Origin of the sequence: Paraburkholderia sp. BL10I2N1, from assembly GCF_004361815.1 — a bacterium.
Lineage (GTDB): Bacteria > Pseudomonadota > Gammaproteobacteria > Burkholderiales > Burkholderiaceae > Paraburkholderia.
The window spans coordinates 3920889-3934908 of the sequence record NZ_SNWA01000001.1; the positions used below are offsets into that span (position 1 = coordinate 3920889).

General features: G+C 63.5%; 11 protein-coding genes and 1 pseudogene. 2 read left to right on the forward strand and 10 right to left on the reverse strand.

What is annotated here, in order from left to right:
- Positions 1–100: 100 nt before the first annotated feature.
- Positions 101–1045 carry a LysR family transcriptional regulator gene (locus B0G77_RS18155; protein ID WP_133663352.1) on the forward strand — a complete coding sequence of 315 codons (945 nt, stop codon included), beginning with the start codon at positions 101–103 and terminating at the stop codon, positions 1043–1045.
- A gap of 63 nt (positions 1046–1108) precedes the next feature.
- Here B0G77_RS18155 and B0G77_RS18160 read toward each other — a convergent pair whose 3' ends face one another.
- The 4 genes and pseudogenes from B0G77_RS18160 to B0G77_RS18175 all read right to left on the reverse strand — a co-directional run bounded on the left by B0G77_RS18160 (position 1109) and on the right by B0G77_RS18175 (position 6483).
- Positions 1109–1432 carry a hypothetical protein gene (locus B0G77_RS18160; RefSeq protein ID WP_133663353.1) on the reverse strand — a complete coding sequence of 108 codons (324 nt, stop codon included), beginning with the start codon at positions 1430–1432 and terminating at the stop codon, positions 1109–1111.
- 42 nt (positions 1433–1474) lie between these two features.
- Positions 1475–4276, reverse strand: a complete 2802-nt coding sequence (ligD, locus tag B0G77_RS18165; protein ID WP_133663354.1) for a DNA ligase D — start codon at positions 4274–4276, stop codon at positions 1475–1477.
- 77 nt (positions 4277–4353) lie between these two features.
- Positions 4354–5286: a Ku protein gene (locus B0G77_RS18170; RefSeq protein ID WP_133663355.1), complete on the reverse strand. Its 933-nt coding sequence runs from the start codon at positions 5284–5286 to the stop codon at positions 4354–4356.
- Between the two features lie 169 nt (positions 5287–5455).
- Positions 5456–6483, reverse strand: a pseudogene (locus tag B0G77_RS18175) (cytochrome P450).
- Positions 6484–6661: 178 nt separating this feature from the next.
- Between B0G77_RS18175 and serB the strand changes: the two are divergent.
- Positions 6662–7501, forward strand: coding sequence for a phosphoserine phosphatase SerB (gene serB / locus B0G77_RS18180; RefSeq protein WP_133663356.1), 840 nt, complete (start codon positions 6662–6664; stop codon positions 7499–7501).
- Positions 7502–7614: 113 nt separating this feature from the next.
- On the opposite strand, the gene B0G77_RS18185 is transcribed toward serB, so the two are convergent.
- The 6 genes from B0G77_RS18185 to phaR form a co-directional block, all read right to left on the reverse strand.
- Positions 7615–8799, reverse strand: coding sequence for a cystathionine beta-lyase (locus tag B0G77_RS18185; RefSeq protein WP_133663357.1), 1185 nt, complete (start codon positions 8797–8799; stop codon positions 7615–7617).
- A 46-nt stretch (positions 8800–8845) separates the two neighbouring features.
- Entirely contained in the window at positions 8846–9511 is a 666-nt protein-coding gene (locus B0G77_RS18190) for a hypothetical protein (protein WP_133663358.1), read from the reverse strand.
- Between the two features lie 41 nt (positions 9512–9552).
- A complete protein-coding gene (bktB, locus tag B0G77_RS18195) occupies positions 9553–10737 on the reverse strand; it encodes a beta-ketothiolase BktB (RefSeq protein WP_133663359.1) in 1185 nt (394 codons plus the stop codon).
- A gap of 96 nt (positions 10738–10833) precedes the next feature.
- On the reverse strand, positions 10834–11760 hold the full coding sequence (locus B0G77_RS18200) for a sugar kinase (protein ID WP_133663360.1): 927 nt from the start codon (positions 11758–11760) through the stop codon (positions 10834–10836).
- A 3-nt stretch (positions 11761–11763) separates the two neighbouring features.
- Positions 11764–13155: a 30S ribosomal protein S12 methylthiotransferase RimO gene (gene rimO / locus B0G77_RS18205; protein WP_133663361.1), complete on the reverse strand. Its 1392-nt coding sequence runs from the start codon at positions 13153–13155 to the stop codon at positions 11764–11766.
- Between the two features lie 237 nt (positions 13156–13392).
- On the reverse strand, positions 13393–13962 hold the full coding sequence (gene phaR / locus B0G77_RS18210; RefSeq protein ID WP_133663362.1) for a polyhydroxyalkanoate synthesis repressor PhaR: 570 nt from the start codon (positions 13960–13962) through the stop codon (positions 13393–13395).
- Positions 13963–14020 lie beyond the last annotated feature (58 nt).

A 14020-nucleotide genomic window follows, 5' to 3' on the forward strand; every position in this document is an offset into this window, starting at 1 on the left:
TGGAAGCTTTGTATCCGGTCGGACTCATGCCATCGTAGGTCGTTCTGTCTTCTTGCGAAACAGTCATAATGACTGAAACATCTTTCTGATTTTCCGAAGAATGACCGTTTCGTCTACCGGTGCCGGCCGTGACCGGCTCGATCTGCTTGATGTCGCGCTGTTCGTGCGTGCCGCCCAGCTCGCCAACGTGTCAGCGGCGGGGCGTGAGTGCGGGGTGTCGGCGGCAGTGGCGAGCGCGCGTATCGCCAGTCTTGAGCACCTGCTTGGTGCGCGTCTCCTGCATCGGACAACCCGTCGCATCAGCCTCACCCAGGACGGTGAAGTGTTCATGACGCGCGCCGTCGCGCTGCTCGAAGCCGCCGATGCCGCACGCGGCTCGGTCGGCCGTGCGCAGGCCGCCCCGCAAGGACGGCTGCGGGTTTCGATGCCTTCTTCGTTCGGGCGGCAACACGTGTCACCGGTGATCGCCGAATTCCTGCGGCGCTACCCCGGTGTCGCTGTCGATCTGCGTCTGTCGGATCATCTGGTCGACCTCGTCGACGCCGGGATCGACGTCGCGATCCGCATCGGGGCCTTGAAGGATTCGTCGCTGGTCGCAAGACGGCTCGCAGTGAACCGACGCGTGATCTGCTGTTCGCCAGCGTATCTCGCCGCGCGCGGCACGCCGCGCCATCCCACGGATCTCGTCGATCACGAGTGCATCATCCTTTCGGAGCAACGCGACTGGGGATTTGTCACGCCAGCGGGGCCTGTCAGCGTGCGGGTCGACGGCCGGCTCGTGACCGACAACGGCGAGGTGATCCGCGACGCGCTGCTCGCGGGCTTCGGCATCGCATTGAAGTCGACGTGGGACGTCGCGCCCTATCTTCGTGGCGGGCAGCTGGTCACCGTGCTCGACAGCTACCCGCTCGCGGAAACCGTCGCGATCTGGGCGGTCTATCCGAGCCGCGCGTTTGTGCCGCCGAAAACCGTCGCGTTCACCGATTTTCTCGCCGCATACTTCGGCGATCCGCCGTATTGGGATCGGGAGCCGGGTTGCGGCTGACCTGCTTAAGCCATGCTGAAGCAGGTCAGCCGCACACGACCGCATCAACGCCGAACCTGCGCGCTAATGTTTGCGACGCGAGCCGCCTCCTGACTTCGACGCCGAGTTCTCATTCGTATGCGCATCGTCCTGTGTGCGCCGCTGATACTCGTCGCCGCCGCGCCGGTCGGTGTCCGTCAATCCGCGCTCGACGTCGCGGTGCGCCTGCTTGCCCACCCGATGCGGGGCCTCATCGTGCTGCGCTTGCGGGTTCTGGTCGGATTCGTGCGGCAGCGGCGCAGCGTCGTCGGTCGGCAGGCTGGCATGCCTCGTGGATGGATCTCGCTCGCGCCTTGTTGCCATTTCACGCTCGTGGCCCGTCGACGCTTTCTGCGGTGACGTTTTCATCGTAGTCCTCTCGTTCGGATGAGTCATGGCGAAAGAAGACGTTCATTCCGGCTCCGCTTTCTCCAGCCGCTTTTTCATGGCAGCGGTGATGCGCTGGCGGGTCTTCGCATACGCGGCCCACGGGTCCTGCTTTAGCCCGTCGAGCCGCTCGTGCAGGTTCGCGATGTTCCATTGATCGCCGGCCTTCGTGGCAGGCACTTCCTCCCACGTCAGTGGCACGGACACGCCAAGTCCCGGCCGCGCGCGCGTCGACCAGGCGGCGACCGTGCTGGACCCGCGGTTGTTGCGCAGATAGTCGACGAAGATTTTCTTCTTGCGGTTCTGCGCCCCCATCTTCGCTGCGAAGTGTGTCGGCAGCGTCGTCGCCATGTGCTGCGCGACCGCCTGAGAGAACGCCTTCACTTCGTCCCAGCCAGCCTGCTTCGCAAGCGGCACGACGACATGCAGACCCTTGCCGCCACTCGTCTTGCAGAACGATACGAGTCCCAGTTCCTCGAGCAGCGAACGGGTCAGCTGGGCGGCTTCGATCATGCTTTTCCAGCCAAGCGATGGATCGGGGTCGAGGTCGAATACCATGCGATCGGGCTTCTCGATGCTCGAAGCGAGTGCGTTCCAGGTGTGCAGTTCGATGGTGCCCATCTGCGCGGCGCCGATGAGCGCCTTCAGGCTGTCGATCGTAATCAGTGGTGGATGGCCCGGATCCAGATCGGGATGTTGCGTGACGCCCGGAATGGACAGTTTCTGGCTGTGCTTCTGAAAAAACAGTTCGCCGCCGATGTCCTCCGGCGCTCGCACGAGTGATACGGGACGGTCCTTTAGATGCGGCAGCAGCCAGTCGGCGACCGACTCGTAATAGCGCACGAGATCGATCTTGCGCGTGCCGGTGCTCCTGTCGATGACGCGGTCGGGATGCGACACACGCACGCTGGCGACGGTCGCACTGCCCGCTTTCGACGCGCCTGACTGAACGGCAGCATCCTTGCCGCTAGAGGTCGCCGGCCTGGCAGATTTTGCCGCACGTGCGGCTTCGCCCGACGCGCCTGAATCTCCGGCTACCCGCTTCGTCGCGCGCTGCTTCGGAGTTGACGGGTCCTGCATGGTGTCGTTGATAGTCTGCTGCACGTCGTCTCCTTTGCGCGGCGCTTCCTTCACGATCTGCCGCGCCGGCTTGTCGCGGCGCAGGCCGACGAACGATGCCTGCCGTACACTCCCCTCGTCGGTCCACTCGGCGAAATCGCATTCGGCTACCAGTTCCGGCTTTACCCAGTGCACAGGTGTACGGCTGCGTTCATCAGGTGCGCTGGCAAACGGCATGCGCGACGTTTCACGCGCGTCGAGTTCCTTCTTCAGCGAATTCAGCAGCGCGGCATTGAAGCCGGTGCCGACGCGGCCCGCATACTGCAGCTTGCCCTTGCCGTCATACACGCCGAGCAGCAGCGCACCGAAGGCTGTGCGACTGCCCGCCGGCTCGGTATAGCCGCCGATCACGAATTCCTGGCGACGTCGGCATTTGAGTTTGATCCATGCCGCCGTACGGCCCGATGCATAGACGCTGTCGCGGCGCTTGCCGATGATGCCTTCGAGGCCCATCTCGCCGGCACTTTTCAGCAGGCCGTCGGCAGAGAAAGCGAAGTCATCGGAGAAACGCAGGATGTCACTTTCGAGCGGCTCAAGCAGCGCGCGCAGGATCGCGCGACGTTGCACGAGCGGCACGCCGCGCAGGTCGTAGCCGTTCAGAAACGGGATGTCGAACAGGTAGATGACGATGTCCTGAGGACGATTGGCATCGAAGGCGTTTTGCAGCGCCTGGAAGCTCGGCACGCCGTTGCGGTCCAGCACCACGGCTTCACCGTCGAGCCACGCGGAATCGATGTCGAGCTGATCGAGTGGATCGACCTGCTTGCGGAATTTAGCGGTCCAGTCGTTGCCGGCACGCGTGAAAAGGTGCGTCTGCTGTTTCTTCGCATGACGGTCGATGCGCGCCAGCACGCGATAGCCATCGAACTTGATTTCGTACGACCAGTCGCCACCTGATGGCGCGCTGTCGACGAGCGTCGCGAGCTGCGGCTTCAAGGTCGCAGGAAGGGGTGCCTTGACCGCACCCGCGATTGCCGGCGAAACAGCCAGTTCGCGCAGGGACTGAGAACTGCGTGTAGCGACGATGTCGGTCTTTGTCGAATCGGCTGCGCTCGCCCGCTTCCTTGCCACGGGTGGCTTCTTCACTTCAGCCTTGTTCTCTTTCGTCGGGTTCGCGCCGCCATCGAGCACGCTGCCCGGAAGTCTGGCAAGCACATTGAACTCGCTTTCGCTACGAGCCGCTTCATCGCGTTCCTTGATGAGAAGCCACTGCTCTTTGTCGCCGGTTCCTTGCATATGGCTGCGCACGAGCATCCAGTTGCCGTGCAGTTTCTCGCCATGCAAGGTGAATTTCAGTTTGCCGGCCTTGTACATTTCGCGCACATGCGCTTCGCCGCCGATGGGCTCCCACGTGCCGCGATCCCAGACGATCACGCTGCCCGCACCGTAATTGCCTTGCGGGATCTCACCCTCGAACGAACCGTACTCGAGCGGATGGTCTTCGACATGCACAGCCAGCCGCTTTACCGACGGATCGAGACTCGGCCCTTTCGGCACCGCCCACGACAACAGCGTGCCGTCGAGTTCCAGACGGAAGTCGTAATGCAGACGACGCGCGTGGTGTTCCTGGATGACATATGAGAGCGCATGCGCGATCTGTCGCGACGGCTCGCCTGCAGGCGCACGCTTTTTCGCACCGGCGCCGGATGGCTCGGGCGTCTCGTTAAAGCGCCGCTTGCGGTGGTAGTTTTCGAGTCTGTCGGTCATTGTCCGGCTCGCTTGTGCCCGGTCACGCGTGCGTTGCGTATACGTGAGTATGTGCCGAGGTGTACCCATGTGCGCCCTCAAGCTGCCCGACGCCTGCGTGGCGGCGCATCCTTCGGTCCGGTATCGCGACGGGCGCGGCGGACCGTCTTCGCCTTTCGGCGGGTTGAAGTTTCCGCTTCCCCGTCGTCATCGCCGCGCGCGGCCGCCTTGCTCTTGCCGCGCCCCAGGCTGCGCTTCAGCAGGTCCGACAGATCGAGAATATCCGCCGACCGGCGCGGTGCGGCCTCCTTTTCAACCGCGCCGATTTCCTCTGTCTTGCCCGTGCGAACCTTCTTGTCGACCAGCGCCATGATGTCGTCGCGGAAGGTGTTGTGATAGCTCGACGGATCCCACGTGTCGCTCATGTCGTCGATGAGCTTTTTCGCCATCTCTAGTTCGCGGGCGGTGACCCCGGCCGATTTCAAACCCTCGGGCGGCAGCTTCAGTTCATCGAACGGACGCACTTCATCGGCCCAGTGCAGCGTGTTCAGCACAAGCACAGGTCCGAGTGGAACCAGCGCCGCCAGGTGCTGCTTGTTGTGCAGCACGACGTTAGCGACGCCGATCTTGCCTGAGGCCGCCATCGCCTCGCGCAGCAGCGCATAGACTTTTTCGCCCTTGCGATCGGGCGCCAGGTAGTACGGCGTGTCGAGGTACAGAAACGAGATCTCCGGCGCCTCGACGAACGCGAGAATATCGACCGTCTGCGTCGACTCGGGGATCGCCGAGCGGATCTCGGCGTCCGACAGCACCACGTACTGGCCCTTCTCATATTCGAAGCCGCGCACGATGTTTTCCCGCGTGACTTCCTTGCCGGTTCGCTTGCTGATCTGCCGGTAGCCGATTGGATCGATCGAGCGCTTGTCGAGCAGATTGAAGCCGGCGTTCTCGGACTGCGTCGCCGGGTAAAGTTGCACCGGCACGTGCACGAGTCCAAAGCTGATCGCGCCTTTCCAGATCATATGTGCCATGGTGCGCTCCTTGAAGTCCGAAACTTGAGAGAAGCAGCAAACGTGCCACTGGCATCAGCCTGGACGCTCGTAGCCAGTGCGAGGCGAAAGCCTGTTGATAGTGGTCGCGCGGCCCAGGCGCAGGATGTAACTCTTGCCTCGCGCGAGAAAAAGATACGGCCTGTGCTGCCTAGCCGACCTCGCAGGGCACCGCAGCGAAACCGCGGAAACGTACGCGGCCGCCGCGGGTCGGTTCGCCGCTCAAGCGCCAGGCCGGAAAGCGCTGCACAAACCGGCCGATGGCGACGCGTGCCTCAAGTCGCGCGAGCGACAGGCCTGCGCACTGATGGATGCCGAATCCAAACGCGAGATGGCGGTTTGGCTCGCGCCGGATGTCGAAGCGATCAGGGTCCGCGAACTGTTCCGGGTCACGATTCGCCGCGCCAATGCACAGCGTGACCGGCGTGCCCTTCGCCACCGGGACGCCCCCGATCTCCGTATCGACGGTCGTCATGCGATTGCCGAGCTGGTTCGAACTTTCGAAGCGCAGGCATTCTTCGACCGCGCTGCCGATCACGCGCGCCCGCGCCGCGCAATGAGATCCTTCAGGTAGTGCACGAACTCAGTCACGGCGCGATTGCCGCGCTCGAGTTGTTGCGCGTTCAACGCGGGTTCGAGGGCACCGAGAATCGCCAGTGACCATTCGCGCAACGGCCCACGCTCCTCATGCGGCACGGCCAGCAGGTCGCCGATGATCTCGACCGGAATCGCCGACGCGAACCACTCAATCAGATCGATGCGCCCACGCGCCGCAGCGTCATCGAGCAGGCCGTCGACGAGGCGGATCAGGTCGGGCTCCATCGCCGCAATGGCACGCGCGGTCAACGCCCCGGCGATCAGCTTGCGCACGCGCGTGTGCAGGGGCGGATCGTTGAAGACGAGGCTCGTCGTGTGATGCTCGTACAGTGGCGATTCCCCGTACTTCGGGCGGAATTCGACCGTCTTGTCGGAACTGAACGTTTTCGGATCGCGATACACCGCCTGAACGTCGCGATAGCGTGTGAGGAACAGCGAGCCGTTCGGCATTCGTTTGACAGGAGCGTGTGCGCGCAGCGCGCGATACGTCGGATAGGGATCCGCATAAAACGCGGCGTCGAGGTGCTGCAGGTCGAAGTCGCGCGCAAGTGCGTGATCGTCGATGGCGGCGGTCGGGGTCATCCGGTGTCTCCATTTCTGTGCCACGTCTCCGGCCGGGCGCGCAGCACCGTTTGTGAGGTCAGTATGAGGCACCTCGGCTCATCCGTGCAGGGGCACACGGATGCACGGATGCACAACGGCAAACCGTTACAATAGCGGGATTTTCCGCGCGCGCCGCGCGCTCTTCCCTGCGTCGTCCATGAACCTCGTCATCCAAAGCCCCGCGCCGCTCCCCGAAGCCCATGTCAAACCGCTCGTCGCGATCGCGCGCGGCACACGTGCAACCCCTGTCGACCAATACGCCCTGCGTATCGAAGGGGCGGACCCCGCCCAGCGCGGTGACATCGACGTCTACTGCGGCACGCATCAACTCGACTACGCGTTCATCGAACCGGGCCGGCGCTTCGCCGACTTCGGCCTCGTCGCGATGGACATGGATTCGACGCTGATCACCATTGAATGTATTGATGAGATCGCCGATTTCTGCGGGCTCAAGGCGGAAGTCGCGGCAATCACCGAAGCATCGATGCGCGGCGAGATCAAGGATTTCAACGAGAGCCTGACGCGCCGGGTCGCGCTGCTGATGGGCCTCGATGCAGCGGCTCTCGAACGGGTCTATGAAGAGCGGTTGCGGCTGTCGCCAGGCGCTGAGCGCATGCTTGCCGGAGCCAAAGCGGCCGGCCTCAGGACATTGCTCGTGTCGGGCGGCTTCACGTTTTTCACCGAAAAACTGAAGGCGCGTCTCGGTCTCGATTTCACGCGTGCGAATACGCTGGAGATTATCGACGGAAAGCTGACCGGCAACGTCGTCGGCGAAATCGTCAACGCGGACGTCAAGGCACGCATGCTGCGGGAAACCTGCGCGCAACTCGGCATCGAACCGGCCCGCGCAATCGCAATGGGCGACGGCTCGAACGATCTAAAGATGATGGCCGAAGCGGGCGTGTCGGTCGCCTTCCGCGCGAAGCCAGTGGTGCGCGAAGCCGCGAGCGTCGCGTTCAACCATGTCGGGCTCGACGGGTTGCTGCGGCTCTTCTGACGCACATACAGCCCGGCCAGTGATGTGGTGGCCGTGTCGCCGTAAAAAAAGCCGCCCCTGAACTCAGTCAGGAGCGGCTTTTCTATCGCCGTGTGCCGGGTCAAAGCAGTCCGTTATGCCAGGGTCGCGAGGCTGTGCTCGATATCCGCGCGCAAATCGGACTCTTCCTCGAGGCCGATATAGAACCGTACGAGCGTGCCACGATCCGGCCATTGCGCGGCCGTTCGCATCGAAGCAACGTCATACGGCATCGCAAGGCTGTGCGCACCGCCCCAGCTCCATCCCAGCGAAAACAGCTCCAGCGACTCGCAGAACGTATCGATTTGCGCAGCACTGTACTTTGCGTCGAACACGACGGAAAAGAGTCCGCCCGCGCCGGTGAAGTCGCGCAAATAGAACTCATGACCCGGACAGTCCGGCAGCGCGGGATGCAGCACCGCTGCGATCTCCGGACGCGTCTTGAGCCACTTCGCGATATTGAGCGCGCTGCGATCGTGCTGCTCGAAACGGATCTTCATGCTCGGCAGGCTGCGCAGGATCAGCGAACAGTCGTCCGACGATACGCCGATTCCCATGCGCATCCGCGCCGCCTTCAGCTTGAGATGCAACTCACGGTCGACGGTGATCGTCGCGCCCATCAGCACGTCGCCGCCGCCCGACTGGTATTTCGTCAAGGCCTGCACCGAGATGTCGACGCCCTGTTCGAACGGTCGGAAGGCGAGCCCCGCCGACCACGTGTTGTCGATCGCCGTCACGACGTTGCGTGCGCGAGCCGCCGTGGTGATCGCGCGTACGTCGGGCACTTCCATCGTCACGGAACCCGGCGCCTCGAGCCAGATGAGACGCGTGTTCGGCTGGATCAGATCGGCAATACCCGCGCCGATCATCGGATCGTAAAAGCGCGCCGTAATGCCGAAATCGCGCGCGAGCCAGTCGCCATGATCACGGTTCGGCGAATACACGTTGTCGGGAATCAGCACGTCGTCGCCGGTTTTCACCAGCCCGAAATAGACGTTCGAAATCGACGACAGCCCCGACGGCTGCAAGAGCGCGTGATTGCCGCCTTCGAGCGCCGCGAGACGCTGCGCGAGCACGAGCGAGGTCGGCGTCGCGTGCAAACCGTAGCGCCATTGGGCGTCGTTGCGCCAGTCGAGTGCGCGCATTGTCGCCAGATCCGGAAACACGACGGTCGAGGCGCGTGTAACCGGCACAGCGAACGATTCGAAGCCGGGCGTGAGGTCGTCTTCCGCGCGCACGATGCGGGTCTGCAAGCCGCGGCTGGATTTAGCGTCAGTCATGTTGGATTCGTGAAAAGTGGGGTGACTTCAGTGCACGGCCTGAGCGTCAGTCGCCCGTCGTCAGGTTACTCACACCGCCGACCGGATGGCCGCCGCCTGTCGTCGGCACAGGCGTGGCAGACGCCGCGGCGGCGGGTTTACCGGCCACCGCGGCCACCGCGGCCGCAGCGGTTGCGGCCTGTCCAGGCACGCCCGCGCTGCCTATGGCCGGGGCTGCCTGACCGGGTGCCAGCAGGTGCAGATCGAACGGTTGCGGATCGGAGTCGTCGACATTCGTCCGGTCGCCCGTGAGCGTGCCGTCGGCCGCAAACTTGCCGACCCAGTTGCCGGTGATATGCGTGCCGTCGTTAGACTCTTCGCCTTCCAGCGTATCGCCATCGCGATCGCCCGCGACCAGGATCACCTGACCCGTGTCAGTGAACTGGTACTCACCGTGCACACCGGACGGGTCGTCGGTTTTCGGCCCGAGGTGCAACACGATCTGGCGCGTCCCGAGCGTGCCTGTATAGCGCGGGAACTTCGCAAAATCCGCGCTCGGCTTCAAGGGCAACTGGATCGGCGCGGGCGCGGCCAGCTCTTTCACCGCATCACTTTCCGCCCGCGCCACCGAAGGCAGCAACGTGCCCGCACCGCTCACCAGCATGAACGCGCATGCGCCAGCGATCATTGTGCGCCACGACGTGACGCCCTTCATCGACTTCGATTGCTGCATCCTATCCTTCCTTCGTCCATCGTGCCGCGCATGCAGCCGCGTCAGATCCGCTCAAAGATCGCCGCGATGCCCTGCCCGCCGCCGATGCACATCGTCACGAGCGCATAGCGCCCACCGATGCGCTGCAGTTCGTACAGCGCCTTCACGGTGATCAACGCGCCGGTCGCGCCGATCGGGTGGCCGAGCGAAATGCCGGAGCCGTTCGGATTGACCTTCGCGGGGTCGAGCCCAAGTTCCTTGCTGACCGCGCAGGCCTGCGCGGCAAATGCTTCGTTCGCCTCGATCACGTCGAGGTCCGCGACCGTGAGGCCGGCGCGTTCGAGCACCTTGCGCGTGGCCGGCACCGGGCCGATGCCCATATACGCCGGGTCGACGCCCGCATGCGCGTAAGCGACCAGCCGGGCGAGCGGCTTCGCGCCGCGCTTTTCGGCCACGCTGCGCTCCATCAGGACGACCGCGGCTGCGGCGTCGTTGATGCCCGACGCGTTGCCCGCCGTCACCGTGCCGTTTTCCTTTGCGAACACCGGCTTGAGCTTCGAGAAATCTTCAGGCGATGCGTTCAGTCGCACGTGTTCGTCTGTATCGAAGACCGTGTCGCCCTTCTTCGATGGGATCGTGATCGGAAGAATCTGTTCCTTGAAGTAGCCGCTCCCGATCGCTTTTGCCGCGCGGCGGTGCGATTCGAGCGCGAGCGCGTCCTGCGCTTCGCGCGAGATGTCGAATTTCTTCGCGACATTCTCGGCGGTCACACCCATATGGATCGACTGGAACGGGTCGTTCAGCGCGCCCAGCATCATGTCGATCAGGCGGGAATCGCCCATGCGCTGACCGAAGCGCGCAGCCGGCATCACATACGGCGCGCGGCTCATGCATTCCGAACCACCACCGATCGCGATGTCCGCGTCTCCCAGCAGGATGCCCTGCGCGGCCGACACGATGGCCTGCAGGCCAGAGCCGCACAGCCGGTTCACGGTCAGCGCGGGCGCGTGCTGCGCGACGCCTCCGTTGAGCGCGGCGACACGGGCCAGATACATGTCCTTCGGCTCCGTGTGAACCACGTTGCCGAACACGACGTGACCGACTTCGTCGCCCGCCACCTTCGCCCGCGCGAGCACTTCATGGACCACGCGTGCGCCCAGATCCGTCGGCGAAAAATCCTTCAGGCTGCCGCCGAAATCACCGATGGCCGTCCGTACGCCGCTCACCACTACGACTTCCTTTTGCATCGCTCGCTCCTCTCTATCCTGAATCGTGATCTGGAATCCGTCCGGCGGCTCGCTGGCCGCCTTGTTCCCCACTGCGTGCCCGACGGCGTGCTGCCATCAGTTCGCCAGCACACTCTCGACCGTTGCGCGGTCCGGAATCGGTGCGACCGCGCCGAAGCCCTGTGTCGACAAACCCGCCGCCACATTGGCGTAACGCGCCGCATCAAAAGGATCGTCGCCTGCGACGATCCGCGCAATGAACGCGCCACCGAAGCAATCACCCGCGCCGGTCGCATCGACCGCGTTCACCACGCGGCCCGGCACCACGCGGCGCTCATCCGGCGTCGCCACATAGGAACCTTCCTTGCCGAGCTTGAGCGCGACGACACGCGGCCCAAGCGCGAGCAAAAAATCGACGATTTCGTCGTGTCCGGTGAGGCCCGTCAATTCGGTCACGTCGTCCCAGCTGGGCAGGCAGATGTCGGTCTGCCGGATCGCTTCGAGCATCACCGCACGCGCCCGTGCAAGCGGCCACAGCTTCAGACGAAGATTGGTGTCGAAACTCACGCGCACGCCATTCGCGCGCGCGTGTTCGATCGCGGCGAATGCGGCATCGCACACGCTCACGCTGATCGCCAGACTGATGCCCGACAGGTGGATCACCTTCGCGCCCGCGATGGCATCGAGCGGCAGATCGCGGGACGCGTAGCGGCTCGCGGCGGAACCCGCCCGCAGATAGTCGAACTGGTGGCCGCCCGGCCCGTGCGATACGAAATACACGCCAGTCGGCGCCTGCCCATCGATACGCACCGCAGAAGTATCGACACCCTCGCGTTGCCACAGGTCGATCAGCAGCCGGCCAAAATGATCTTCACCGACGGCCGACACAAAGCCCGTACGCGCGCCCTGTCGCGACGCCGCGACGCAGAAATTCGACGTATCACCGCCGAAGCCCTGCAGATAGTTCGGCTCATCTTTCGACGACTGGTTGAACTCGACCATCGCCTCGCCGAGCGCGAGAATCTCGGGAAATGCTTGGGCCATCGCTTAAACCTCGCCCCACAGGTCGTGGCCGTCGGCGCCGGTGATCCTCACCGATACGAAATCGCCGACCTTGTAGCGCTTCGACGCCTTCGTCGACGGCGCGATATACACGACACCGTCGATCTCCGGCGCATCTGCCGCCGTGCGGCCGATGCCGCCATCGCTGTTGATCTCGTCGACGAGCACCTTCAGGGTCTTGCCGACCTTGCGGGCGATACGCTTCGCCGACACTTCCTCCGCCACTTCCATGAAGCGGGCGCGACGTTCCTCGCGCACTTCGTCGGGCAATGCACCGTCGAGCTCGTTCGCGCTGGCGCCTTCGACTGGCGAGTAGGCAAAGCAGCCGACGCGATCCAGCTCCGCCTCGCGGATGAAGTCGAGCAGCGTTTCGAACTGCTCTTCCGTTTCGCCCGGGAAGCCGGCGATGAACGTGCTGCGGATCGTCAGGTCGGGACAGATTTCGCGCCACGCACGCACACGCTCGAGCACTTTCTCGGCGTTGGCCGGGCGCTTCATGCGCTTCAGCACTTCCGGGTGCGCGTGCTGGAACGGCACGTCGAGGTATGGCAGCACGTGGCCCTTGAACGGACCTTCGGCCATCATCGGAATCACTTCGTCGACACTCGGATACGGATACACGTAATGAAGCCGCACCCACGCGCCATACTGCGCGGCGAGTTCGCCAAGCGCGCCGACGAGGTCCGTCATACGCGTCTTGATTGGCTTGCCGTTCCAGAAACCAGTGCGATACTTGACGTCGACGCCATATGCGCTCGTGTCCTGCGAAATGACGAGCAGCTCCTTAACGCCTGACTTGAAGAGGTTCTCCGCTTCGAGCATCACTTCCGCGACAGGGCGCGACACGAGATCGCCGCGCATCGACGGGATGATGCAGAAGGTGCAGCGGTGATTGCAGCCTTCGGAAATCTTCAGATACGCGTAGTGACGCGGCGTGAGCTTCACGCCCGCGGCCGGCACGAGATCGACGAACGGATCGTGCGGTTTCGGCAGGTGGCTGTGCACATGCTGCATCACTTCGCCGACTGCGTGCGGACCGGTGACGGCGAGCACTTTCGGATGCACTTCCTCGATTAGACCCGAACCGCTCGCGCTCTTCTTCGCGCCAAGGCAGCCGGTGACGATCACCTTGCCGTTTTCAGTGAGCGCTTCGCCGATCGCGTCGAGGCTTTCCTGGACGGCTTCGTCGATAAAACCACAGGTGTTGACGACGACGAGGTCCGCGCCCTCATATGTGCCGGAAATCTCGTAACCTTCGGCGCGCAACTGCGTGATGATCTGCTCGGAATCGACGAGCGCTTTCGGGCACCCGAGGGACACGAATCCGACTTTCGGGGCGGTGGCGTGTGGCGTGATGGAGGAGGAAGTCTGCGGCATGGGGATGGTCCGGCGGGTGGCGGTCACGTAACCTCATATTGTACCGCGCCGCCGGCTTTGCCCGCCCGGAACGCGCGTGAAGCGCCTTGAGCCGCGGCCAACCGGGTCCGACTGCCATCAGGCTGCAATCAAAGTTGCCATCCGCCGGCAATCCGTTGCAGTCCGGCTCACGCGTGGCTCTGCTGCGGCTCTGGCTCGGACTGACATGTGAAGCCCGTTCGGGCCTCGCCCGAGCCGTTACTTCTTTTCCGGTTCCGGGTTCGGCTGCTTGTTGAACGGGAAAGTGCTGAACATCGATTTCGCCTGATTCTGCATCTGCTCCTGCATCTGCACGAACATGTTTTTCGACTGCTCGATGTAGCTCGTCATCATGCCCTGCATCATCGGCGCCTGCATGTTCATGAACTGGGACCAGACCTCCGGATTCATCGCGTTGCCTTCGTAGAGCGTCTTCGACTGGTCGGTGAGCTTGTTCTGGATGTCGATGAACGCCTGGATGTTCTTTTCCAGGTAAGTGCCCATCATGCCCTGCATCGCGTGCCCGTAGAAGCGGATGATCTGCGACAGCATCGACGACGAGAACATCGGCAGGCCGCCGCTTTCCTCTTCGAGAATGATCTGCAGCAGGATGGCGCGCGTCAGATCCTCGTTGCTCTTCGCATCGATGACCTTGAAGTCCTCCTGATCCAGCACGAGCTGCTTGACGTCCGTCAGCGTGATGTACGTGCTCGTTTCCGTGTCATACAGCCGGCGGTTCGGATATTTCTTGATCAGTCGTTCGGCCGTCGTCTTCTTTGTAGTAGTCATTTAACGCCTTTGAGCGCCATCGAGCGCAGAAACGGCGCCTGTCGCACGCGCAATCGAA